Origin of the sequence: Methanosarcina siciliae T4/M (assembly GCF_000970085.1) — an archaeon.
In the GTDB taxonomy this organism is placed as follows: Archaea; Halobacteriota; Methanosarcinia; order Methanosarcinales; family Methanosarcinaceae; genus Methanosarcina; species Methanosarcina siciliae.
Genome location: NZ_CP009506.1, coordinates 4641181 through 4664100 on the forward strand (window position 1 = coordinate 4641181; position 22920 = coordinate 4664100).

General features: G+C 44.8%; 21 protein-coding genes and 1 tRNA gene. 13 read left to right on the forward strand and 9 right to left on the reverse strand.

The window, feature by feature from the left end:
• Positions 1-281: 281 nt before the first annotated feature.
• The 3 genes from cdhA to MSSIT_RS19440 form a co-directional block, all read right to left on the reverse strand.
• On the reverse strand, positions 282-2702 hold the full coding sequence (cdhA, locus tag MSSIT_RS19430) for a CO dehydrogenase/acetyl-CoA synthase complex subunit alpha (RefSeq protein ID WP_048174086.1): 2421 nt from the start codon (positions 2700-2702) through the stop codon (positions 282-284).
• Between the two features lie 432 nt (positions 2703-3134).
• The gene (locus MSSIT_RS19435; protein ID WP_048174087.1) at positions 3135-3554 is read right to left on the reverse strand and encodes a cupredoxin domain-containing protein; all 420 of its coding nucleotides are present in this window, start codon (positions 3552-3554) and stop codon (positions 3135-3137) included.
• A 111-nt stretch (positions 3555-3665) separates the two neighbouring features.
• Positions 3666-3737, reverse strand: a tRNA-Arg gene (locus MSSIT_RS19440).
• A 172-nt stretch (positions 3738-3909) separates the two neighbouring features.
• On the opposite strand from MSSIT_RS19440, the gene MSSIT_RS19445 reads away from it, so the two are divergent.
• The 11 genes from MSSIT_RS19445 (at position 3910) to MSSIT_RS19500 (ending at position 15812) form a co-directional block, all read left to right on the forward strand.
• Complete coding sequence (locus MSSIT_RS19445; protein WP_048174088.1) at positions 3910-5094, forward strand: redox-regulated ATPase YchF; 1185 nt, start codon at positions 3910-3912, stop codon at positions 5092-5094.
• A gap of 120 nt (positions 5095-5214) precedes the next feature.
• Positions 5215-5889, forward strand: a complete 675-nt coding sequence (locus MSSIT_RS19450; RefSeq protein ID WP_048174089.1) for an undecaprenyl diphosphate synthase family protein — start codon at positions 5215-5217, stop codon at positions 5887-5889.
• 6 nt (positions 5890-5895) lie between these two features.
• The gene (locus tag MSSIT_RS19455) at positions 5896-6423 is read left to right on the forward strand and encodes a DUF5817 domain-containing protein (RefSeq protein ID WP_048174090.1); all 528 of its coding nucleotides are present in this window, start codon (positions 5896-5898) and stop codon (positions 6421-6423) included.
• A 445-nt stretch (positions 6424-6868) separates the two neighbouring features.
• Positions 6869-7843, forward strand: coding sequence for a DUF128 domain-containing protein (locus MSSIT_RS19460; RefSeq protein WP_048174091.1), 975 nt, complete (start codon positions 6869-6871; stop codon positions 7841-7843).
• 30 nt (positions 7844-7873) lie between these two features.
• The gene (locus MSSIT_RS19465; RefSeq protein WP_048174092.1) at positions 7874-8536 is read left to right on the forward strand and encodes an MBL fold metallo-hydrolase; all 663 of its coding nucleotides are present in this window, start codon (positions 7874-7876) and stop codon (positions 8534-8536) included.
• Between the two features lie 377 nt (positions 8537-8913).
• Positions 8914-9657 carry an ABC transporter ATP-binding protein gene (locus MSSIT_RS19470; RefSeq protein WP_048174093.1) on the forward strand — a complete coding sequence of 248 codons (744 nt, stop codon included), beginning with the start codon at positions 8914-8916 and terminating at the stop codon, positions 9655-9657.
• Positions 9639-10862, forward strand: coding sequence for a SufB/SufD family protein (locus tag MSSIT_RS19475; protein WP_048174094.1), 1224 nt, complete (start codon positions 9639-9641; stop codon positions 10860-10862). Before MSSIT_RS19470 ends, MSSIT_RS19475 begins: the two co-directional genes overlap by 19 nt.
• 329 nt (positions 10863-11191) lie before the next feature.
• Positions 11192-11383, forward strand: coding sequence for a hypothetical protein (locus MSSIT_RS19480; RefSeq protein WP_048174095.1), 192 nt, complete (start codon positions 11192-11194; stop codon positions 11381-11383).
• 230 nt (positions 11384-11613) lie between these two features.
• Positions 11614-11973 carry a helix-turn-helix domain-containing protein gene (locus MSSIT_RS19490; RefSeq protein ID WP_048174097.1) on the forward strand — a complete coding sequence of 120 codons (360 nt, stop codon included), beginning with the start codon at positions 11614-11616 and terminating at the stop codon, positions 11971-11973.
• Between the two features lie 5 nt (positions 11974-11978).
• Entirely contained in the window at positions 11979-12596 is a 618-nt protein-coding gene (locus tag MSSIT_RS19495; RefSeq protein ID WP_187151821.1) for a 4Fe-4S binding protein, read from the forward strand.
• A 165-nt stretch (positions 12597-12761) separates the two neighbouring features.
• Positions 12762-15812 carry an FAD-binding and (Fe-S)-binding domain-containing protein gene (locus MSSIT_RS19500; RefSeq protein WP_048174098.1) on the forward strand — a complete coding sequence of 1017 codons (3051 nt, stop codon included), beginning with the start codon at positions 12762-12764 and terminating at the stop codon, positions 15810-15812.
• Positions 15813-16374: 562 nt separating this feature from the next.
• On the opposite strand, the gene MSSIT_RS19505 is transcribed toward MSSIT_RS19500, so the two are convergent.
• Complete coding sequence (locus MSSIT_RS19505; protein ID WP_156158911.1) at positions 16375-16674, reverse strand: hypothetical protein; 300 nt, start codon at positions 16672-16674, stop codon at positions 16375-16377.
• Positions 16675-16961: 287 nt separating this feature from the next.
• Here MSSIT_RS19505 and MSSIT_RS19510 point away from each other — a divergent pair, with 287 nt between their 5' ends.
• Entirely contained in the window at positions 16962-17543 is a 582-nt protein-coding gene (locus MSSIT_RS19510) for a hypothetical protein (protein ID WP_048174100.1), read from the forward strand.
• 350 nt (positions 17544-17893) lie between these two features.
• Here MSSIT_RS19510 and MSSIT_RS19515 read toward each other — a convergent pair whose 3' ends face one another.
• Genes MSSIT_RS19515 through MSSIT_RS19525 form a run of 3 tightly spaced genes read right to left on the reverse strand, consistent with a single transcriptional unit; the run spans position 17894 to position 19077 of the window.
• Entirely contained in the window at positions 17894-18298 is a 405-nt protein-coding gene (locus MSSIT_RS19515; protein ID WP_156158912.1) for a transposase, read from the reverse strand.
• Positions 18270-18578: a hypothetical protein gene (locus MSSIT_RS19520; RefSeq protein WP_156158913.1), complete on the reverse strand. Its 309-nt coding sequence runs from the start codon at positions 18576-18578 to the stop codon at positions 18270-18272. The genes MSSIT_RS19515 and MSSIT_RS19520 overlap by 29 nt, the downstream gene beginning before the upstream one ends.
• Positions 18579-18609: 31 nt before the next feature.
• A complete protein-coding gene (locus tag MSSIT_RS19525; RefSeq protein ID WP_048174103.1) occupies positions 18610-19077 on the reverse strand; it encodes an IS110 family transposase in 468 nt (155 codons plus the stop codon).
• A 511-nt stretch (positions 19078-19588) separates the two neighbouring features.
• Between MSSIT_RS19525 and thsB the strand changes: the two genes are divergently transcribed.
• The gene (thsB, locus tag MSSIT_RS19530; RefSeq protein ID WP_048174105.1) at positions 19589-21217 is read left to right on the forward strand and encodes a thermosome subunit beta; all 1629 of its coding nucleotides are present in this window, start codon (positions 19589-19591) and stop codon (positions 21215-21217) included.
• A gap of 363 nt (positions 21218-21580) precedes the next feature.
• On the opposite strand, the gene MSSIT_RS19535 is transcribed toward thsB, so the two are convergent.
• Together MSSIT_RS19535 and MSSIT_RS19540 are read right to left on the reverse strand one after the other, a co-directional pair.
• Positions 21581-21970, reverse strand: a complete 390-nt coding sequence (locus MSSIT_RS19535; protein ID WP_048174107.1) for a DUF473 domain-containing protein — start codon at positions 21968-21970, stop codon at positions 21581-21583.
• 4 nt (positions 21971-21974) lie between these two features.
• Positions 21975-22733, reverse strand: coding sequence for a proteasome assembly chaperone family protein (locus tag MSSIT_RS19540; RefSeq protein ID WP_082089077.1), 759 nt, complete (start codon positions 22731-22733; stop codon positions 21975-21977).
• Positions 22734-22920 lie beyond the last annotated feature (187 nt).

Genomic DNA, 22920 nt, shown 5'->3' on the forward strand with positions numbered 1-22920 from the left:
GTAGAAGTCTCTTGATTGATTTTTACTCAACCTATTACAAAAATAATAGCATAAAACTGCTCCTTATTTTTTATCCTCACAAAAAAAGGAGCAGTTAGAACGGTTAGTATTGAAAATCAGATATGTTTGTCATATGTTTATCATAGAACTTACGCAGTTGAGTTGAGATGTCAATAGAGCATTGAACCTTAAGTGTTTTAAAATATAAATTAGAACAATAGCATCGATTGTGCTTGATTTTAGACATCAAATTCGTAAGTTCCCTTGTGTCAACCTTCTTTTCAGGCCTCCTTGCAAAGTCTCTTAAGGTTGGTGGGCTGTGCCGAGACGTCGAATTTGATCTTCGGGCCGGAGATAATCTTCTTCTTCTTCCAGTCAATTTCCCATCCGTGTTTGGCCTCGAGCTCCTTGAGAAGCGCTTCACGCTTGGCAAGCGGTAGGTCAGCCTCATTCCTGACGAACTTCCACCAGTCATCCGGATCTGCTCCAATGTACTTCTTGTGAAGCTCCATCCAGTGGGTCAGTTTAATGGACCTTCCCATGCTGTTGTCAGATGGACGGATGCAGGCTTTTGCCATCATCGGGATTGCTTCCTGCCAGGTCTCTGCGGTGGTCAGGAGGAATTCGGGAGCCGGTGGGATTGGCATCTCTTCGCCGTTTCTGGCGTCGTAGACTTTCCACTTGTCTTCTTCATAGGTCTTGGCAATCAGGGCTCTCCTGTACTTGGAACTGTGCGGGCCGAGTACTGCAGGGATACCCAGGATGTTACAGCCGGTACCGATAGAGGAAGCCTTCTGGGAGAATGCACCCCAGGCAAGTCCGCAGGCACCTACACGGTTCAGGATGTAGTCTGAGATTTCTGCGAGATTGCCTTCAAGAGTCCTCTGGGCAAAGATAGACGCAACTTTCTCGGCTGCACCGGTGATGTGAGCGTTTGAAACGCAGGACCCGATGTTGGCAAGTCCACCGCATTCGAATCCGCCGGGGAACCTCTCATAAAGGGTCTTGCCGTCGTCGTCCTTGAACATACCAATGTCCATTGCTCCGCAGCCCGTGGTAACCACAATGAAGTTCCTCTTCAGGAATTCTTCTGCGATATAGTAGACGTCCTTTGTGCCTTCTGCATAGTTCGGGCATCCGATGATTGCAATAATACCGGGCGTGGTACCCATGACAAGATTCAGGCCTTCTGCACGGATTTCAGCATCAGAAACCTGTCCTCTGCCGGCTCTCATCCAGCCTTTCTCTTCTGCAATCTGCTTCTGGGCAACCTTTTCTATTATGTTGAGGATCGGGATCTCTTTCTTACATACCTGCTCGCAGCGGCGGCATCCGATACAGACATCGTGGAGTTCCCCAAGATATGATAGGTCTCCTTCCTTTGCAAATCCCATGGCTTCCGGGATGTCAAGTTCTTCCGGACAGGCCAGCAGGCAGGCTCCGCAGTCTGCACATTTTGCGACCCAGTCTGCGAATTCCTCGTCAGTGGGAATTGCAGTAATGCCTTCTGCATCACGGATCGGGCCCATTTCCATAGTAAGCCTGATACAGAGTTCACCGAGTTTGTCGTAGTCCAGCATCACACAACCCGGAATTGCTCCTGACTTGAGTTCCTCAATGACATCATCGACATTGGCATCGGTCCTGTTCGGAAGTCCGTACATGATCTTTGCATTGGAAGCGATGACCGGAATCTTAAGTTTCTGGGCTTCAGGTACAATATCACCGCGGACGCACTGTTCGTCCACAACAATGACATCAGGCATTCCGGAGCGAATGACTTTCAGTTCCTTGGACATGGAACCGATGACCTTGGCATATGGGGGTCTCCTGTCAGCTTCCTTGTACCTTGAAAGGTCTATTGCGGTACAGCAGAGCCCGGCAATTTCCATCTTGTCGGTCAGTTCATGTTCTTCCATGTAATCCATCATGTAGGTGACACCGCCTACATTATGCCCGATCACACACAGGAAAGGCTTGGACTTGTCAATTGTCCCCATCCCGATTTCTATCAGAGGAGCCTCTGGATCAGCTTTCGGGAAGTCGTATGCTGCAACCTGCACAACATCGGAAATTTCCATACCTACGTGGTCCAGGCTACCACTGAAGAGAGCTTTAGAATCATAGTCGATCTCTGCGGATTCCTGGCCTGCATGGACGGTTGCAAGCAGCTGGGTTAGCTGTTCTTCTACGAACTCCATGGCTGGTTTTATTTCACCGAGGTTCTTGGGACTGAGTCCTGTGCTGATTGTGATATTCGGAGTAAGCACATTTGACTGCCCGAGGTTGAGGGGTAAGTCTTCTCCGAAGGTTTCAATCAGGTGGTCAAGCAGGTGGCGGCCGTGGGCAGCGTGGCAGGCAGTACCTGTAATCACACGGAGGAAGAATTCTCTTCCATTGTGGCCCAGCATGTCAATACCACAAGCACCTCTCTTGTTCCCTGAGAGATCACAGGGGCCGTAGGTACAGTAGCAGCACTGGTCACACATCGGGGTAATGACAGGCTCGTAGCGGTCAAGCAGTTTGAAGTTCCAGTCATCCCTGTAAGACTCGAGTCCCGGGAAAAGTGTGGGACCTGCTTTCTCGAGCTCCTTTGCTTTTTCTTCAGCAGCCTCCTTTGCTGCCCCTACAATGTTATTAATAGTGATCTGAACGGATTCAAGATCTTCTATTGAAAAATTCCCGGTAGTTAATTTGCTCATTTTAGCTTTACCTCCTAAATGCGCTTAAAGTCAACTTCACCAGGACGATTGCAATTCCGATATGCGGCAGATTTTTAATGATTATACAGTATATATTTTGATTTTGCCGTCTGTTTCAAGTTACAACCGTTTAAATCAGAGCTTACGCAGTTGAAGGTCAAAATCGAATACTCCGGAACTGTGGTTTAAATTTATTTTTAGGTTGATGAAAGTTCAATACCAGAGACCACTCTGTTCACCTGCGTAAGTTATGCACAATATATATTAAATTTGTAGATATATAATATTTATGTTATAAAATTTTCCTTATTTTTTAACAAAGAAAGAAGGATCGTCTAATACCGTTTTTACAAAATATTGGATAAAAACCCTGTTAAGAAGATTTTTACAAACCCAAAAAAAGAAGCTTTAAAAAATGGAGAACGGAGGTTCTCAACTCACCCTTATTGTAACATTCATTTCCGGAACATCTTTTACAGAAAAAATGTAAGTTCCCGGGGTATTAAAGGTATAACTATAAGGTACACTGTAAGCCATCTCCTGATCAGGGAAAAGGCCGTCTTCACTTACCAGGACATAGGTTCCCTGCCTTTTGCCACTCCACCAGGAGACCGTATCCCCTGCCAGGACATCCAGTTCGGAAGGTCTTGTTACATTATAATACTCAAGGCGGACAATATGCTCCTTTCCATCCGAAACAACATTTTCCGTCGGTACGTTTTCCTGCGATTCCGTTACTACGGCTTCTGAAGCAGCGGAGTCCTCTGTCCCGGAACCCGCATCCTCCTCGGCACAGCCGGAGGCAAACAAAAACACAAACACTAGAAATAAAACCAGAATTTTCCCTTTCATGAATCTCACCATCTTTTAGTCTGTATTTATAAGATAATTTATATTCATTATCTTTTTGATAGATTTAAGACTTGAACGGGAAAGAACAAAAAAGAAATAAAAAATGATTTACGTCCCGACTGAGACTTGAACTCAGGTCTAAGGCTCCGCAGGCCTCAAGGATATCCACTACCCTATCGGGACACAAGCGAGCACCACTCATAAGCACATTCTAGAATATAAACTTTGTTACTCAAAAAGTGACCGAACCTGCAGTGCGTCGGGCTTTTTTCCCCGAAAATGGGGAGAGAAAAACCTGTTTCCATGGCTTCAATATCAATAAAGATTAAATGCAACAAGGTCTTTTTTATAATTTATGTCGATGACCATAGGCCTTGCAGGAAAGCCCAATGCGGGCAAATCCACTTTCTTCAAAGCTGCTACCCTTGCAGATGTTGAAATTGCAAATTATCCTTTCACAACTATCAACGCAAACCACGGCGTCACATATGTCAGGACTGAGTGCCCCTGTAAAGAGAAGGAAAAAACATGCGGGAAGTGTGTGGACGGTGTCAGGCTTGTTCCGATAGATATCATTGACGTGGCAGGGCTTGTGCCGGACGCCTGCAAAGGGAGGGGACTCGGAAACACTTTCCTGGACGAGCTCCGACAAGCCCAGGCAATAGTTCATGTTGTAGATGCCTCAGGCGGGACAGACGCCGAAGGGAACCCTGTAGAAATAGGAGACCACGACCCACTCGATGATGTGGCTTTCCTGAACAGGGAAATTACCATGTGGCTCTATGGAATTCTGGAAAGAAACTGGATGAAGCTTTCCAGAAAAATCCAGGCCGAAGGGTTAAAGCTCGAGATCGTGATTTCAGAACAGCTAGCAGGGGCAGGGATAAAGGAATCTCACGTAAACGCTGCCTTGATCGACACCGGACTTGCAAGGGTGGATCATGTTAAATGGACTGAAGAAGACATGATCCGGCTCTGCGATGCAATGAGGGAGATCAGCAAACCCCTGCTTATTGCTGCAAATAAAGCAGATATTGCCCCGAGAGAAAACCTGGACAAACTCAAAGAACTTGACAGGATAGTAGTCCCTACGAGTGCAGCTGCCGAGTTGGCTTTGAAATCCGCGGCAAAAAGCGGGATAATCAGGTACGCACCCGGGGACCCAAACTTTGAGCTGCTTACAGAAGACCTTACAAAAGCCCAGAAGAAAGGGCTTGAAGCCATCCATAAAGTGATTGAACGGCTTGGCACCACAGGGGTTCAGGAATGCATAAACAGGACGGTCTTTGAACTTCTGGATCTCATTGTAGTATATCCCGTAGAAGACGAAGGAAAATGGTCCGACAAAGTAGGGAATATACTTCCGGACGCCTATCTTATGAAAAGAGGTTCTACCTGCCACGATCTTGCATACCAGATCCATACCGAGATAGGAGACCGTTTCCTGTATGCTGTAGATGCAAGGACAAGACTCAGGCTCGGGGAAAAGCATGAGCTGAAAAACGGAGACGTAATCAAGATCGTATCTACTGCAAAATGATTTGCTGGAAAACAAGCTGAAAAGAACCTGAAAGCCTGAAAAACATAAGATAAACAAAAAGACCAAACCAGTAAATAAGAAGTACCGGGCCATTTAAGGCATTTTTAGAAGGAATACTCAATGGACCTGCTTTCTTTTGGTCATCCTCTCTATGAGAGGTTCCTGGCCTGGCAAATAACGAGGTCAACTACAAAGACCCCGGAGCATGTAGCTATCATACTTAAGGAAACCGATCTCCTCGAACCTAAAGGGATGGAAACACTTCTGTCCGCGCTTCTCATATTCAAAAGGCACAAGGTAGAACTCGTGAGCATTTATGTAGATATCCTTAAGGCTGAACAGCCACTGAAAACCGAGCTTGCGTCAACGCTTGGAACCAGCATTGAAGAAATCTTCACATGCCTCCCTTCCGAAACAGGATACAAAATACACGGCCTTGAAGGAGAAGTAAAGAGCAGCCGGCAGGGCAAAGATTTTTTTGTATATGTATCACTCGGTTTCGGAGGAAGAGGAGAAATCACCCGGGCTGTAATTTCTATTCTTGAAGAAGTTAAGGAGGGAAGTGTCATCCCGGGAGAAGTTGACGAAAAAATGCTTGAATCCCACCTTCTTGTCAAGCACGAACCCGATATAATGATCCGTTCGGGCGGGCAGAAGCTTTCGGATTTCCTTGTCTGGCAGTCCGTATATTCTGAACTCTATTTTACGGACGTCAACTGGAAAGATGTACGAAGAATAGACCTTTTGAGAGTAATAAGAGATTTCCAGAAGAGACAGAGAAGATACGGGAAGTGAGAGGAGATGGAGTTAGGAGATAAACCGTCCCGTTATGTTGTGGTAGTCTGCCCTAAATGCCGGCAGCATGCCCAGATAACCGAGACCGGGAAGAAAACGCTCAGGTGCCAGCACTGCGGAGCGCTCCTGAAGGCACGAAAACTCAGAATATTCGGCTCTTTCGAGGAATTACCCGAAGCCGTGGAATTCAGGACTCGCCTGCAGGCTGAGCTTTCCGGTAAAGGAAAAGGAACTTTTTTCCTGAAACCCTCTCCTGAAGAAGCCGAAAACCCGGGTCCGGGAAATAGGTCCGGGAAAAAAACTGTCCAGTCTGGAACTGAAACCTCTTCTGAAAAAACATCCTCCAGAAAAGACCAGAGATCAATCCTCAAAGAGATCCTTAAGGCTTCGGGAGGGAAAATAGGAATTGAAGATTTTCGTGAGGAAGCTGTGGAAAAAGGGGTCAGTCGGGAGAGATTTGATATAATCATGAAAAAACTTATGGAAACAGGGGAGCTCTATTCTCCCGAACCAGGAATTGTAAAACTTGTATAATTTATGAGTACCGGAACTTTAAAGCTTGTATTATTTATGAAAGGTAAACTATAAAAAAGTCAATAAAAAGAGGTTAAAAGACCTTTACTGTCGGAAAAATTCTCTTTTTCGGATTTTCAGCAGCAGTTATTACGGAGTTGAGCGAGACAAACTTATATTAAGTACTAAAAGATTTACTATAATTGACTATTTAAAAGAAGGATTTAATCCTTTTTGATCAATCAAGAAATAGCTAATTATATTCAATGATAATTATATGGACCCGGGCTCGTGGAAAAACCAATAATGAGCCATGGAAACTGCTTACTGAAACTTTACTGAAACCAGTTAATACTTAAATACTTATTGAGACCTGTACAGATGTTTAATATACGGTCTTTATGGTTTCATCACGATTATCCGTAAAGTTCACGGAATTGATACAGGGTATAACGGTGTTATAGACATGATGGACCCGCAAATCGAGCGAAAACTTATTGAAATTATGAGGGTGATTCACGAAAGTGACAAACCGATAGGTGCCCGGGCAATAGCTGACGAATTAAACAACCGGGGCTATGATATAGGAGAGAGGGCTGTCCGCTACCATCTGAGGATCCTTGATGAGAGAGGGTTTACGAACAAACACGGGTATGCCGGGCGTACGCTTACGGATCTTGGAGAAAGCGAGATGAATGATGCCCTCATTGGGGATCGTTTTGGTTTTGTAATATCCAGGATAGAAGAAATGGCATTCAGAACCACTTATGACCCTGAAACGGAGAAAGGAGATGTTGTGGTAAATATCTCTTATTTTGACAAAGACGATTTCGAAACTGTTATTGAATTGATTTCGTATACTGCTCACGCGGGGTATATGATAAGCCCGAGGGTACGGATCTTCGAAGAGGACTCGGAATCCGAAATTCACCTCCCGCCCGGGAAAATAGGAATAGCTACCGTTTGCAGTGTCACTTTTGACGGACTTCTCCTGAAAGCAGGCATTCCCGTAGAACCCGCCTATGGAGGGATCCTCCAGATAGAAAACAAGGAACCATCACGTTTCCTTGACCTGATTTCCTACAGTGGGACCTCCATTGACCCGATAAAGATTTTCATGAATCGGACTCCTACATCCGTTCTTGAGGTCCTTGAAAAAGGAGATGGAAAAATCCTTGCCAATATGCGACAAATAAATGCTTCCGCTTATGAGACGGCAAAAGGAATTATAAAAAAGGCAGAAAAAGTGGATCTGGCAGGCTGCATTACCATAGGAGAAATTGATGAGTTCTTACTTGGAGCTCCGGTTGAAACCGGAAAGTTCGGGGTTGCTGTAGTCGGAGGAATTAACGGGGTCTGTGCTCTCGAGGAAACAGGGATTGAGATCGAAACAAACCCGATTTCTATGATGCTTGACTACCAAACAATGTCAGAGATATGAACCGCACATTATGGGACATGAGGCAGGTCTATGCTCAGACTGACAGTACTGTACGATAACGAGGCATGTCCCGGTTTTACAGGAAGCTGGGGGTTTTCGGCACTTCTTGAAACCGACAGAGAAACCCTTCTTTTCGACACCGGATGGGATGGGACTCTGCTTCTAAAGCATATGGAAAAAATTGGCATCGACCCCGCCTGTATAAGTAAGCTTGTCCTTTCCCACCAGCACTGGGACCATATAGGGGGTCTGCCTGAACTTCTTTGCGCAAATTCCCGACTCACCGTGTACGTCCCCTCATCTTTTTCAGAGAATCTCAAAAAGGAAATTCGGAAGAGGGCTGACCTTGTAGAGATAAAGGAAACCACCGAGATATCTGAAGGGATATGGAGCACGGGAGAACTTGGAGATAAAATAAAAGAGCAGTCCCTTGTCCTGAGCACGGAAAGCGGATCTTATGTGCTTACAGGCTGCGCTCATCCGGGAATTGAGGCAATTCTGGATGCTGCCCTTTACTGTGGAAAAATTAAAGGGATTCTTGGAGGACTTCATGATAGCGAGAATTTTGAGCGACTTAAAGAGATGGAACTGATAGCAGCCGGACACTGCACTGTTCACAAGGAAAAAATAAGAAATGCTTTTCCGTCTAAATATACGGATACGCGAGCTGGCATGCTCTTTGAACTCCATTAAGTGCAAATTAAAAGGAAGAAGCTTTTTTTCAAAAAAACATCTCTACTTGAAGAATTACTGTCGTTGTAATCCGTATGAAAAGTCAATATATTAAGTACTCTTGTTAGCCCTTACTTCACACTTAAATTCAAAAAGATGCGGAGTAGGCTCTTAAAGGATGGATGGTTAGAAATACAATGGCTTCCAACAAGAATAAGGACTTTGTGCAGATAACTGAAAATCAGACATGGTAGACCGGACTGTCATGAAAGTCTGATTTCAGAGTTATTTCTGCCAAATATGATTCAAATAAACTTACTTTGAACAGCTACTTCTTAAGATACGGGAAAAGGAAGAGGGGAACCCGCATCTAAAATGAAATTAAGGGAGAAAAATCGATGCTGAAAATAGAAGATCTGACCGTAGAGGTTGACGGAAAAACATTACTCTATGACGTGAACCTCGAAGTTAAAAAAGGGTATACAAATGTGCTTTTCGGCCCTAATGGAGCCGGAAAGTCAGCCCTCATGAGGACAATCATGGGCTTTAGCGAGTACAGGGTTGTAAAAGGCAGAATACTCTTCAAAGGAGAAGATATCACCCATCTTCCGATTGACGAAAGAGCCCGCCTCGGGCTGGGCATCATGATGCAGCGCCCGCCTGATATGGTAGGAATTAAACTGAAGGACCTTGTAAAAGTAGCATCGAAAGGAAAAAAGGACCCTGAAGCCCTTGCCAAAAACCTTGACATGAAACGCTTTCTGGACAGAGATGTAAATGTGGGTTTTTCAGGCGGCGAAATCAAGCGATCCGAACTTCTGCAGCTATCGGCCCAGAACCCGAGCCTCTACCTTCTGGACGAACCTGAATCCGGAGTAGACCTCGTAAGCATCGAACAGGTCGGGATGACAATAAAAGAACTGCTTGAAGAAGGCCTGGAATGCCCCGGAGAGAGGTGCAGGAAAGGGAAATCGGCCCTTATAATTACCCATACCGGCCAGGTTCTGGATTATGTGCAGGCAGACAGAGGGTATATTCTCTGTAACGGAACGGTAATGTGTTCGGGAAATCCCATGAAAATGCTGGAAGAAATAAAAAACAAAGGGTACCAGGAGTGCATAACATGCAAACTGATGAAATGAGCCTGAAAAAAAGAGCCGAAAGCGCAGCTGAGAAAAAAGCAGCTTACGGAGAGGATTTTGAACTGGAAAAGTTTGAAGAAGGCTCCAAGGTCAGCAAACCTATTGAAGACCTTCAGACTCTTGACGAGGAAAGTAAAAAAACCCTGCTTCAGGTAGGAATAATTCCAAGTGAAGAAGGAAGATCCGGCAGTTTTATTGTCCTGGATAATGCAGTCTCCCACTCATCACTGAAGGACGAAAATGTGGAATTAATGTCCACACATAAAGCCCTTGAAAAGTATGAATGGCTTAAAGATTACTCCTGGAAACTCGTACAGGTGGATGCTGATAAGTACACGGCAAAAACCTACCTTGAAGATGCGGACGGTTATTTTATCCGGGCTCCTCCGGGAAAGAAATCTTCCATGCCTGTCCAGACCTGCCTTATGCTGGGCAGCAAAAAAGCATCTCAGACAGTACATAATATTATAGTCGTAGAAGAAGGGGCAACCCTTGACATCATCACGGGCTGTACCACCAAAAAAGGCGTGGAGGAAGGACTCCACCTTGGAATATCCGAGATGTACGTCAAAAAAGGAGCTACCCTTAACTTTACAATGATCCATAATTGGGCAGAACAGATAGGGGTCCGCCCGAGAACCGTTGTACAAGTCGAAGAGGGCGGGACTTACGTAAGTAATTACATTTGCCTGAAACCCGTGCACTCGGTACAGACCTACCCGACTGTCAGGCTCGAAGGGAAAGGAGCGGTAACAAGGCTCAATACCATAGCAATTGGCCACCCGGGTTCCGAACTTGACCTTGGGAGCAGGGCTGTCTTTAATGCCCCGGATACGCGAGCAGAGCTGATATCGAGAACGATCACTATCGGCGGAAGGCTTGTTGCAAGAGGAGAAATGGTAGGCAATGCAAAGGGCGCAAAAGGGCACCTGGAATGTAAAGGGCTTGTCCTTACCGACAAAGGTAGCCAGCTTGCAATCCCTATCCTCGAGGCAAATGTGGACGACATCGAGCTCACCCATGAAGCCGCCGTAGGGAAAATTGCTAAAGACCAGGTTGAGTACCTGATGGCAAGAGGACTTACCGAAGACGAAGCTGTCGGAATGATCATAAGGGGCTTTCTGGATGTTGGGATAAGGGGGATCCCGGAAGAGCTGAAGAAAGAGATAGAAGAAACGATTACACAAACCGCTCTCGGGATGTGAGTCCCGGCACCGGGCAAGCCCGAAGCATAAAAATAAGATCCGGAAAAACTGTCTTTTTTCAGGCTTCTTCCATAAGTGCCCCTCTTTTCCTTCTGCAGATACAGTTATTTCCGGCTCTTATATTTTTCCTGATCAGGAGATCAAGTATAGTTTAATTGAAAAAAGTGTGTGGATCCGGCAGGAAAAAAGGAGAAACCTGCCGGTTTTTGTGGAGTATATGTGGATTTTAATGAGCCGAGAATAGTTCAGGATCAGGTTTCTTTGTGGAAGAACCCTGAAGCAAGCAAGCTCATTAAACCTTATTTGAGGATTGGAGAGGGGGTATAAATATGTATCTCAAGTTTCCAGGTCGTGGGCATTTCCCCGGACAAATCGGAGAAAAACTCAGGAAAAATAAAGGAAATTTCTACAAACAGGAAAAATTACAAATATCCTGGACAACCGGAAAACTAGAAAGAAAAAACGTTCTCAAAACATGCAATAGATCTGGAGTAGAGATGAGGTTATATTTTATCAGGTAAATTTGTTTTATTTAAGAAACCGGGCTTATGCAGGGAACATGAGTTAAGGGAAGGGAAAACGGCCAAGGTAAGGAAAAACGGCTGAGGGGAAGGAAACCGCTGAAAAAGAGCGGGAACAGGATGAACAAATTATAGTACTGCGGATTTTCACCTACATTGTGCTGTACTTCCCAGTGTATATATACTGCGGATATAATACTACAGTACTGTAGAAGAGAGGAGGGATTGGAATAATAGATTTCGCCTGCAAAGAATTCAGAATAGAAGATGTAATCAAATGCGCTCTCAATCTTACAAAAGCCGATCTGAATGTAATGAAGCACTTTCTGAATGAACCAGAAAAATGGGTTGACACTGACACCCTTTCAAGATCTCTGAACCTTGATATTTCTACAGTCCAGCGTTCCGTGAAAAAACTGCACGAAAAAGGAATTCTCCAGAGGTCGCAGCAGAACCTTGACGGAGGAGGCTATGTCTTCATTTATAAGATTCATTCGAGAAACCAGATTAAAAATGTCATTCTAAAAATTGTTAACTCCTGGGCTGATAGACTCGGGCAGGAACTCGAACAATGGGAAAACGGAGTTTAATTAAGATGCTCAAAATCACCCCCTACCTGGGAATCCTCGTATTGATAGTCTCTATCGGAGGGCTCTGGTATCCTGCCCTTGGGTATTTCATGCTGCTAGTCTTTGCCGCAATCTTCCTTATCAGCCCCTTCAGAGGCAGATGGTTCTGCGGAAACCTCTGCCCGAGAGGAAGCCTGGCTGATTTCTGGGTTGGCAAAATTTCAAAGAAAAGAAAGATCCCTGCCATTCTTAGGAGCCTGTGGGTGCGCCTTCCCATCTTTTTCCTGATGATGGGCATCATGGGTTACAGGATTTCAAGCGTCATCGGAACCCTGAATACCTTTGAAAAGATAGGGATGATCTTTGTCACCATATGCCTTGTGACAACTGCAATTGCAGTCCTTCTCGGCAGCTACCTGAGCCCGAGGACCTGGTGTTCCTTCTGTCCGATGGGAACCGCCCAGAACCTGCTAGGAGGAAAAAGATACCAGCTGAAGCTTGAAAAAGACAAATGCATCAGCTGCAAGAAATGCGAAAAAGTCTGTCCCATGCAGCTCAAAGTCTGCCAGACCGAAACCAAACCAGACTGCATCAAATGCGGACGCTGTGTGAGTGCCTGCCCCAAGGATGCCCTTCACTTTTAATTTTAGTTCTTTTTAGAAAAATATACGAAATAATTGAGAAATATATAATAAACAGAGAATATAAAGAACATAGGAGCTAAAAAGATTTCCAGAACCTGACTTAGCACGATCATCTGCACACTGTAAAGTGTCCACAAATCGGCCCCAATCCAGGAGGAGAAGAATATGACAGTAAAAAAAGTACCGGAACTTTCAGAAGTTCAGAAAACAGAACTCTCCGAGCTTTTCGGAGAACGCGTCAACCTTGACAAACGTGATCGCCACTATTATAACCACGACATAGGAGCCTTACCCCCGCTTGTCAAGAAAGTAATAGGGAACACCGACCCTGCTGCTGTTGTAAAAATCCGGACGGAAGAAGACGCAGTAAAACTTCTGGAATTTGCAAACAGGCATAAAATTCCGGTTGTTCCCCGCGCGGGGGCGTCCTCAGGGTACGGCGGGGTAATGCCTACAAAGGGAGGCATAGTTGCCGATGTCACATTACTGAATAAGATCATAAGCGTAAACCCCGAAGAACAGAAAGTGGTTGTGCAGAGCGGGATTATCTGGGAGAAGTTAGAGAGGAAGCTGAAAGAACAGTGGATTTCTGTCAGGGCAATCCCCTCAAGCGCTCCTTCCTCTACAGTTGGGGGCTGGTTGGCCCAGAGCGGAGCCGGGTATGGGAGTTATGAGTTTGGCTGGGGCCACGAGAGCATGGAAAAAGTCCGGGTTGTCCTCCCCAACGGGAAGATAAAGGAATTTTCAGGCCCCGAACTCAGGAAACTTATAGGGACCATGGGAGCCACAGGCATAATCACCGAAATTACCCTGAAAGTCCAGAAGCTTGAAGAGAGAAAAGCCGTTTCCACCAGTTTCCCCGACGCTTCGGCCATGAAAAAAGCAATCGAAACCATAAGGAAAAATAAGATCCCCCTCTGGTCCATCTCCTTTCTTAACCCCGAATGGGCAGACATGAAGAACAAATCGCCCCAGAAAATCCATTATGGGGAAATCGTGGACAAAAACAGACCTGTGCTGCCTGTTGCTTACGTCTGTACTTTCATGTATCCTGCCTCAAGAGACGTCTCAGGCTTGACAGAAGCAATCGAGAGTGCAGGAGGCACAATCCTTCCCGAAGAGATTGCAAAACACGAAACTGAGGAATGGTTCAAGTCCATGAAGGTTAAAAGGCTCGGACCCTCTTTCATCCCTGCCGAGATCCTAGTGCCGCTTGAGAAGATGGACACTGCTTTTGAAGAGATTAAAAAGCGGATTAAACTCCCGGTGCTCACCGAAGGGATGGTTATCAGCGACGGATACGTCGTGCTCCTCTGCTTCATGCGCCACTCCGAACGCTCCTTGCTCTTCAATACGGCCTTTGCTCTTTCCCTGAGCATCCTGAAAATTGCAGAAGAAAACGGAGGCAGGGCGTATTCTTCAGGGCTCTTCTTTGCCTCGAAAAAACAGAGCGTTTTTGGAGACCGGCTCTCGGAAATCGAAGCCCTCAAGAAAGAATTTGACCCTAACGGGATCATGAACCCTGAGACCCTGGAAGGAAAAGGGCTCCTGAACACGGCTGTCTCCCTCGGCTCTTCTTTCGAACCCATGGGAAGGCTTGTCGGGAATATGTCAGGGATAGGAGAAGTAAAATTCAAGGATGAAAAGGAAATACCCGCAGAAGTTGCCGAACTTGCCTACTCCTGTTCCCAGTGCGGGTACTGTGTGAGTGAGTGCGACCAGTACTACGGCAGGGGCTGGGAGTCCCAGTCGCCCAGGGGGAAATGGTTCTTCATCAAAGAATACCTGGCTGGCCGGGAAAAGCTTGACCAGAGGCAGGCTAACACCTTCCTTGCCTGCACCACCTGCCAGATGTGCGACGCCCGCTGTGAACTGGACATGCCAATCGAACATGCCTGGATGACAATGCGCGGAAAGCTGATTGATGAAGAGAAAAAGATGACCTTCCCGCCCTTTGAGATCATGGCTGCAAGCCTCCTGAAGGAGAGAAATATCTGGGCAAACCTCAGCAAAGACAGGGACAAATGGATTCCTGACGACATCAGGGCAAAAATGAAAGACAAAGCCGAGTACGCCTATTTTGCAGGCTGCACGGCGTCTTTTGTGGAAAAAGACGTGGCTGTTGGGGCTGTGCGCATGCTCGATGACGCGGAGGTCGAGTTTACGGGTCTCGGAGATAAGGAAGCCTGCTGCGGGATTCCCATGCTGGTTGCAGGAAAGTGGGATGTCTTTGAAAAGATCATGAGAATGAACGTCGCCAACATGAAAAAGCGGGGCGTAAAAACAGTGATCACATCCTGCCCTGCCTGCTGGCTCATGTGGCATACGGTCTATCCCCAGTGGGCGGAAAAACTCGGAATTGAGTACGGGCTTGAGGCAAAGCACTATTCCGAAGTCCTTGTTGAACGCCTTGATGTGCTGAAGCCCAAATTCAAAAAACCACTCAATAAAGTGGTTGCCTGGCATGACTCATGCCACCTGGGGAGAGCAGGCGGAAAGGTCTACGAACCTCCGAGAGAGCTGTTGAAAGCCATCCCCGGCCTCCAGTTCAGGGAACTTGAATACAACAGGGAACAGGCGCATTGCTGCGGCTCGGTGGTGAGCCTGATTGCCGAGCCTCCGGTTGCATATAAACTTGGAGGTATGAGGCTTCAGGAAGCTGTAGATGTAAACGCAGACATCCTTGCGGCTCTGTGCCCCTGCTGTACTGTCCAGTTCCGTGTCGCAGCCGAGAAAAACAACATGAAAATAGAATCACAGGACCTCGGTGCCCTTGTAGCCAGAAGCCTTGGCCATGACATCCCGGACTCGACAAACTTCGCGTTGCAGTCATGGGTGCCCTTTGAGAAGATGATCGACCTCATGCAACCCGAAAACATGACCGACCTGATGGTAGAACTCCTGCCCGAAATGATGGCAGCCATGCCTGCCCCGCTTCAGACAATGATGAAGATGGTCAAGTATGTGCCCGGAATGGACGCCATGATGAAGCCAATGATGCCAATTATGATGCCGAAGCTCATGCCAACGGTCATGCCAAAAGTCATGCCCGACATGCTCAAAGCTGTTGAAAGGAGGGTCCCGATGCCGGACTACATGAAAGAGCAGCTCCCTGACCTCATGCCAAAGGCTATGGACAACTTGATGCCAAACATGCTGCCCGAAATCATCCCCCTGCTGACCCCACGGATGATCGAGTATATAAAAACTCACTGATTCTTCGCATAAAATTTTGTGGAAAAAGTCGAAGGAAAAGTGTCAGTTCCTTCGACTTAATTTTTGAGCTGATCCTAAAACCCAGAATTGGCTTCTTTTCATTTCGTATTATGAATAAAGAAAGAGCTTCTTGATCATGAAAATATTTCAGAAACTCTTTTTGATGTAAAATAAAATTGGTTGGGGATGAGCTCGATGACTATTTTTTGTGGAGAGGTTCTTTGTCCCAAAATATAAATAAAAGGGTATAATCAAGTTTTTTACTTTTTTGCGCACTTTGCGGGTTTCTGTTACCTTCTGCCATCATGTTTGCTGTGTGCCGAGGAATAATTTTCTTATTTGGCATTTTCGATCCCGATTAGTTCGGAAATTCGGAATATGAAGCTTAATTACGTTCCATTATGGATAGGATAAAACGTCAGAATAAGGAAGTTTTTGGAATTGATTTAATGTTAACGAACAATTAAGGTACAGGGATTATTTAATTTTAAGATAGCCTTTTAGATTAAACTAATAAATCTAAATGCTGCCTGCTTTGCAGGCAGCCGCAGGAGTTATATATTTATAAACGCTTACCTAGCCTAATAATTTTATTACCATGTACTGCAATAAACCGATCAGAAGTCAAAAAAACAATTTCATCAGTACTGTACTCTTTCCCCGAGAAAGTTGAATACGTTCTAATTTTGTTGTTAAACCCGGGAATATACGTCCAATGACCGTGCCAAATATCCCTATCATGGAAAATTTGATTATCTTCAAATTCCCATCTAGCCCCTGAATCTGGGCTTACGACATCTTTTTCAAAAACTACAACATTCCATGTTCCAGTTGGATCAATCAGTTCACTACAAGTTGGCAAGTTATACATCTCCTGTTATTCTTGTATGAATTATAGATTTCATATACGCTAATTTGATTGAATATAGACGTTTTTAGATTAGAAAGTGGCGTGTTTAATGTTTCACAACATTTACTTGTTGACTTTTTGGACAAACTTTTTCTTACATCAACTATTCAAATCTCGCAGCAATTTTTTGCTGTGAATATAGCTAGAATAGAATACACATGTAAAAATAGGTGATCTGCATATCGTCTGTTCAGCATGTACATTAAAAAACTAACGAAGCAGATAGAAGGAACTGAATCATGAGCTATAATAGAAAAAAACATCGCATTGCCACCACGATATCAGATAGGCATTGGGAATTATTAAAAAAACATGCGGAAAAATTTGAAACCCAACAAAAAGCCCTGGAGACTGCATTGGAATATCTGGAAAACAATTCAAAACAATACCCGGAATTAACTCCCGAACAAAAATTCTGGATGGCGTGTGAATCGATAAGTTCGGTTTGTTGTGTCCAAAAAGGAGCTTTAAAAATACTAATGGAAACTGTAAATCATGAGCAATTTAAGGAGTATGTGACTAAAAATAAACCCATAGAATGTGTAATACAGTTTTTTCTCCAGAAGCCTCTTAACGAATGCAGTCTAAAAGAGGTTGTAGATGGACTAACGGTTGTTTTTGGAACATCACATATGTTTGATACAGTAGACTACAAGGACAACGGCGACTACTATTTGCTGTCACTAACTCACAGTCTGGGCCTTAATAATTCAAAATTAAATTTAACAACATTTGAAAGTTTATTTGAAACATATGGAGCCAATGTCGAGAGTAAAATCTCCGAAAATACAATTTTTATGAAGGTATTTAAAGATAAATAACCAGTACTGCGGCTTTGAAATAAGTTTATAAAACTGGACTTTTGAATAGATTAACCGATCACGGATTTTTCCACAAAATAAAGAGATTATTTTGGAATCGAAGCACTACATTTTTGTTAGACATGTTATAAATGATTTTTTACATTCCATTTTTTAATCAAGATAACTCCATTATGAAAAAGCCGCGCTGTAAGCGCGGTAAATTTCCGTGAAGACGTCTAATAAGGTTGTTTTGTTTCCTCTAAACCTACAAATCGTTCTTCCTTTTTTACATCTATCAACAAAAATCTATAGCCACCACTACCGTTATTCAATCCTTTTCCTCATCTCTCCTCTCCTACCAGGTTACTTTATGTCGGGACTTGGAAAGGTTTTTTATTCTTTTCTACCGACCAAATAATCCTTATCATCTTTTTAGCTGCCGCACAAAGTGCAGTATTGTAGTGTTTCCCCTCACTTATTTTCTTCATGAAATACTGCTTTATCACCGGATTATGCATCTTTGCTTGCACAACAGCTCTCCCCAAAACCCATCTTAACAATCTTGATCCTCTTTTGTTAGGTCCTGAAATAACTTCCTTGTTCCCAGACTTTTTTACTTTTGGATCATATCCTGCAAAAGCGACTATCTGGTCTGGATGTTGAAAGTTCTCCACGTCTCCAAGTTCCGCCCAGATCATAGCCGCCATTAAATCACTAATTCCAGGAATTGTCTGAAGGTAATGCTTATCCTTCAACGTTTCCCAAGCAGCCAAAATCCTGGGTTTCCACTTCTTTTATCTGGCTTTCCATGTATTCAATCAGGTTAAGCAAGGACTTGACCTCAAATAATAAAGCCTCCTCAATAAAGTCAGGAGAAATTGAATCTTTCGCCATTTCTAAGAGTTTTCTTGTTTTCTCAGGACTGTAATGATTTCTGCTCGTTTTTTTCATAAACTCATAGAGCTTTTCCTCTCCCATTCCAAGCATATCTGAGGGTCTTGGTACTTCATTTAGAATGGCTATAGATGTTTTAGTGAATATGCTGGAAAACATCTGGTCATATCGGGGAAAGATAAGATGTACGTTACGTATTAACCCGCTTCTTTAGATTAGCCACATTTGATTTCAACTTGAAATGGAATCCACAGTATTCTTTCAATTCCATTCTTTTTTTATCGCCATAACAGGTTTTTGGCGCCTCCCCAAATTGAAGTATCGCAGCAATTGTTTTTGCATCGATTTTATCGGTTTTTGATCCCCTAATGTTGACCGCTGCAAACCCCTTTACCTGAGAAGGATTGTAGGCATGAATTTCATAGTGTTTTGAAAGTTCCGAATATATGGCATACCAGTATATTCCCGTAGCTTCCATTCCAATCCGAGGAATTGAATTTAATCTATTAGATACTGATTCCACACGTTCTATGAATTTCTCGATACTGCTTTTTAAATTCTTGATTTGGATATACCTTCCAATCTGTTTACCCTCATCGTCCAAAATACAGGCTTCATGAGCATCCTTAGCGATATCAATACCGATGTTCAAATACATTTTTTGATCCCCCACAATACGATTTTATAGGCTGGAGACCAAATATCCCTCTGCTCTCTACAGATCGTAAGCTCGTGGAAAATCGCCAGACTCTGTGAGCACAGAGCTGTAACATGTTAAATTGCCGGAGAGCCGTAGGAGTGAGGGTGGTAGTCTAAGATAGCCGGACAATGCCGTAAGTCCTAATAACTACCCTCCCAGCCTACGTTTGTTTTTATGAAAATGCAGCAATAAAAGTATGCTGCAATTATCATTTATACGAGTCCTCTTGAGCGAGCCAAGCGAGCGAAAAGAACCTCGTGCTCCCGAAGCGAAACTCGGGAGGCGAAACTCGGGTGTATTAAAAGTACCAGAAGACCTTTTTTTTCCGAGTTCAGGACCTGACCTCCAGAGGAATTCTTATATAGAAGTGCTTGCATTAAGAATAGGAAATTACGCACAAAGGTAAGTGCTCAGAAATACAATTAACAGAAATTCATACTAGTTCACATCATTGAAAGGAGATTAAAGCTTGGCAGCACAACCGATCTTTATATTACGGGAAGGAAGCAAGAGAACTCACGGTTCCGATGCTCAGCACAACAACATCATGGCCGCAAAGGCAGTAGCTGAGGCAGTAAGGACCACTCTTGGACCCAAGGGTATGGACAAGATGCTTGTAGACTCGATGGGAGACGTCGTCATCACCAATGACGGAGCAACCATCCTTAAAGAAATGGACATCGAGCACCCAGGTGCGAAGATGATCGTAGAAGTCGCCAAGACCCAGGACGCCGAGGTAGGAGACGGAACCACCACAGCAGCCGTGCTTGCAGGAGAATTCCTGACAAAGGCAGAAGAACTGCTGGAAAGCGGCGTACACCCCACTTTGATCGCAAGCGGTTACAGGCTTGCAGCAATCCAGGCTGCAAAGATTCTTGACACGATTACCATCAGTTCATCTCCGGAAGATACCGAGACTCTTGAGAAAATAGCAGGCACAGCCATCACCGGAAAGGGTGCGGAGTCGCACAAGGCCCACCTTTCAAGGCTCGCAGTCCAGGCGATTAAGTCCGTTGTCGAGAAAAGCGAAGATGGGAAGATCACTGTAGATATCGAGGACGTAAAAACCGAAAAGAGACCTGGCGGCAGCATTAAAGATTCCGAGATTGTTGAGGGTGTAATTGTCGACAAGGAACGCGTTCACACCGCCATGCCGGAACTTGTGAAGGATGCAAAAGTTCTCCTCTTAAGTGTTCCAATCGAACTCAAAAAGACAGAAACCAAAGCCGAAATAAAGATCACAAATCCTGACCAGATGCAGCTTTTCCTTGACCAGGAAGAAGCCATGCTCAAGGAAATTGTAGACAAGGTGATCAGGACAGGCGCAAACGTGGTGTTCTGCCAGAAGGGGATTGACGACCTTGCCCAGTACTACCTGACAAAGGCAGGCATTTTCGCCATGCGCAGGGTAAAGAAGAGCGACATGGACAAGCTCTCCAGAGCCACAGGTGCACGGGTTATTACAAACCTGGACGAAATCGAGGAGGCAGATATCGGCTACGCAGGCCTTGTGGAAGAAAAGGATGTCACCGGTTCCAGAATGACCTTTGTCACAGGCTGCAAGGAAAGCAAGACCACATCTATCCTCCTCCGCGGCGGAACTGAGCACGTAGTTGACGGCCTTGAGAGAGCCCTTGAAGATGCTCTCAGAGTTGTCGGCGTTGCTCTCGAAGACCAGAAGATCGTAGTTGGCGGCGGCTCACCCGAAGTGGAACTGGCTCTCAGGCTCAAAGAATATGCAGCAACCCTCAAAGGCAGGGAACAGCTTGCAGTAATGAAGTTTGCCGAGTCCCTCGAAGTAATTCCCCAGACCCTTGCCGAAAACGCAGGGCTGGACCCGATCGACATGCTTGTGGAAATGCGCTCCCAGCATGAAAAGGGCAACAAGAGGGCAGGACTCAACGTCTACACAGGCAAGATCGAGGACATGTTCGAAAACAATGTTGTCGAACCCCTCAGGATCAAAACCCAGGCAATCAACGCAGCTACCGAAGCCGCAATCATGATCCTCAGGATCGATGATGTAATTGCTTCCTCCGGCGGCCCAAAAGGCCCGGGCGGAATGCCAGGCGGCGAAATGCCTGAAGACATGATGTAAAAAGATTAAACTAAGCTGAAGGCTCCCGGAAAATCCCAAATTTTCCGGACCTCTCTTTTAGAAATCTATTTCTGAAATTATTTTGGAATCCATTTTTGGAACCTCTTTAAAAATAGATTTTTCCCGGTAAGAAATAGAGATCCTTTTCCAGAATAATTTAAGGAACGGGGATAGTTCCTGGAATAGACTCTTCGGTTTCTGGAAAATTATTTGAGAAATCAATAAGGGAAAAGTAAAGAAAAACGTTTTTCAGAAAGAGTAAGCCATATTAAAGCCAAATACTTATTAAAGGGAGTTACAGATTCCGGAAAATATATCTCAGATCGAAGTCTGAAACATGAATTTAACTATTTAATGAAGTCTTTACCTGGCTTCGTAGCAGGAGATATCCCTAGCATCTACTCGTACTGGTTTACCGATTTCATCAGAAATAACACTTCTCACCCTTGCCATATGTCGGCACTCAAGTTGAATGCGGGCTGAAAGAGCCTCTCGCTCTTCAATATAGAAATCATTTGAGCTGACAAATGAGTGGACAGAAATCTGCTTTTGAACGACCTTTGCTATGATTCCCGAAGTCCCATCGGCAAGGTCCTGAAGGCTCGTAGAAGTCAGGAGAACATTATCTCCTGCATTGAGCCCCAGTACTCCGAAAAAGTTCTGCGGATTCCGGATCTCAAGAGTTCTCAGTTCGTGTTTTTTCAGAACCTCAATTACGGAATCGGCAATCCCTGTTAACGCAATGTACTCCATAGGATCACCCGTACATTGGGAACTCCTTTTTGACTTCTCCCTTCCGCTCGGTAGCCTGAACATCTTCAGCAAGCTTCTGGAGCTCGGTTTCTATGCGCTCGGCCTGCTCAATAAGCCTGTCAGTACTGACCGAAAGTCCGTACAGTTCATTAAGGACTCCGATAACGGCGGAAGCGGCTCTTGGGTCAGGGTTCTGGGTTTTTGTAGCTCCGAGCAGACTGATCGCAGGAATTCCGCGCAGCAGGCATTCGGCCATTACGCTCCCTGAAATCCCGGAAATTGTTCCCATCTGGAAAATTTCCACCTTATCCCTGATTTTATCCAGCATTTCCGATGTGGTAGCTGCCCCAAAGACCTTGTGTCCTCCGTCCATAATTGCAATTCCTGCGATAGAAGCAATCTCCCTGACATTGATAGACTCAGCCCAGTCCACAAGGGCATTGCTCACATCATAGGAAACCGAATGGCTGATCGGGATATCAGAGATAACTATTATGATGTTATGCTCCACGTTTTCGTAGATCCTTACAGGCATGTTTATGAGCCCTTCATAAAGCACTGCGATTGAAGGGAAATACCTGGACTCAATGGAGCCGATATACTCCATATCCATCTCTTCTATCATGTGCTGACTTGCTATATTCCCCACAAGTCCGATTCCGGGAAAACCTTCAATCAAAATAGGGTTTTTTGACTGCACAGGTTTGGTAATAATCTTCACGTCGTTGTTGTCATAGTCTGTAGTAGTTGACAGAAAAACCACCTCAATGAAATGAAACCCCTATGATAATATCTGACCTAATCCTAAATAAACAAGTTTCTCGCCAGCCCGGGTCTGTATTGCCATCAGCACAGACATCGATAAAAAAATATCGACGAATCCGGGATTCCAAAAGCCCTAGCCCTCTTTTTTATTAAAAGAGAATCCTTTTAATATATATCTTTTCTCA

Excerpts from the sequence above, each read along its gene's own strand:
- MSSIT_RS19535 (WP_048174107.1), bottom strand. The coding sequence starts at position 21,970 with ATGGAGTACATTGCGTTAACAGGGATTGCCGATTCCGTAATTGAGGTT.
- MSSIT_RS19455 (WP_048174090.1), top strand. The coding sequence starts at position 5,896 with ATGGAGTTAGGAGATAAACCGTCCCGTTATGTTGTGGTAGTCTGCCCT.
- MSSIT_RS19470 (WP_048174093.1), top strand. The coding sequence starts at position 8,914 with ATGCTGAAAATAGAAGATCTGACCGTAGAGGTTGACGGAAAAACATTA.
- MSSIT_RS19520 (WP_156158913.1), bottom strand. The coding sequence starts at position 18,578 with ATGTTTTCCAGCATATTCACTAAAACATCTATAGCCATTCTAAATGAA.
- MSSIT_RS19445 (WP_048174088.1), top strand. The coding sequence starts at position 3,910 with ATGTCGATGACCATAGGCCTTGCAGGAAAGCCCAATGCGGGCAAATCC.
- MSSIT_RS19500 (WP_048174098.1), top strand. The coding sequence starts at position 12,762 with ATGACAGTAAAAAAAGTACCGGAACTTTCAGAAGTTCAGAAAACAGAA.
- MSSIT_RS19450 (WP_048174089.1), top strand. The coding sequence starts at position 5,215 with ATGGACCTGCTTTCTTTTGGTCATCCTCTCTATGAGAGGTTCCTGGCC.
- MSSIT_RS19460 (WP_048174091.1), top strand. The coding sequence starts at position 6,869 with ATGATGGACCCGCAAATCGAGCGAAAACTTATTGAAATTATGAGGGTG.
- MSSIT_RS19465 (WP_048174092.1), top strand. The coding sequence starts at position 7,874 with ATGCTCAGACTGACAGTACTGTACGATAACGAGGCATGTCCCGGTTTT.
- MSSIT_RS19435 (WP_048174087.1), bottom strand. The coding sequence starts at position 3,554 with ATGAAAGGGAAAATTCTGGTTTTATTTCTAGTGTTTGTGTTTTTGTTT.
- MSSIT_RS19480 (WP_048174095.1), top strand. The coding sequence starts at position 11,192 with ATGTATCTCAAGTTTCCAGGTCGTGGGCATTTCCCCGGACAAATCGGA.
- MSSIT_RS19510 (WP_048174100.1), top strand. The coding sequence starts at position 16,962 with ATGAGCTATAATAGAAAAAAACATCGCATTGCCACCACGATATCAGAT.
- MSSIT_RS19495 (WP_187151821.1), top strand. The coding sequence starts at position 11,979 with ATGCTCAAAATCACCCCCTACCTGGGAATCCTCGTATTGATAGTCTCT.
- cdhA (WP_048174086.1), bottom strand. The coding sequence starts at position 2,702 with ATGAGCAAATTAACTACCGGGAATTTTTCAATAGAAGATCTTGAATCC.
- MSSIT_RS19475 (WP_048174094.1), top strand. The coding sequence starts at position 9,639 with ATGCAAACTGATGAAATGAGCCTGAAAAAAAGAGCCGAAAGCGCAGCT.
- MSSIT_RS19525 (WP_048174103.1), bottom strand. The coding sequence starts at position 19,077 with ATGTATTTGAACATCGGTATTGATATCGCTAAGGATGCTCATGAAGCC.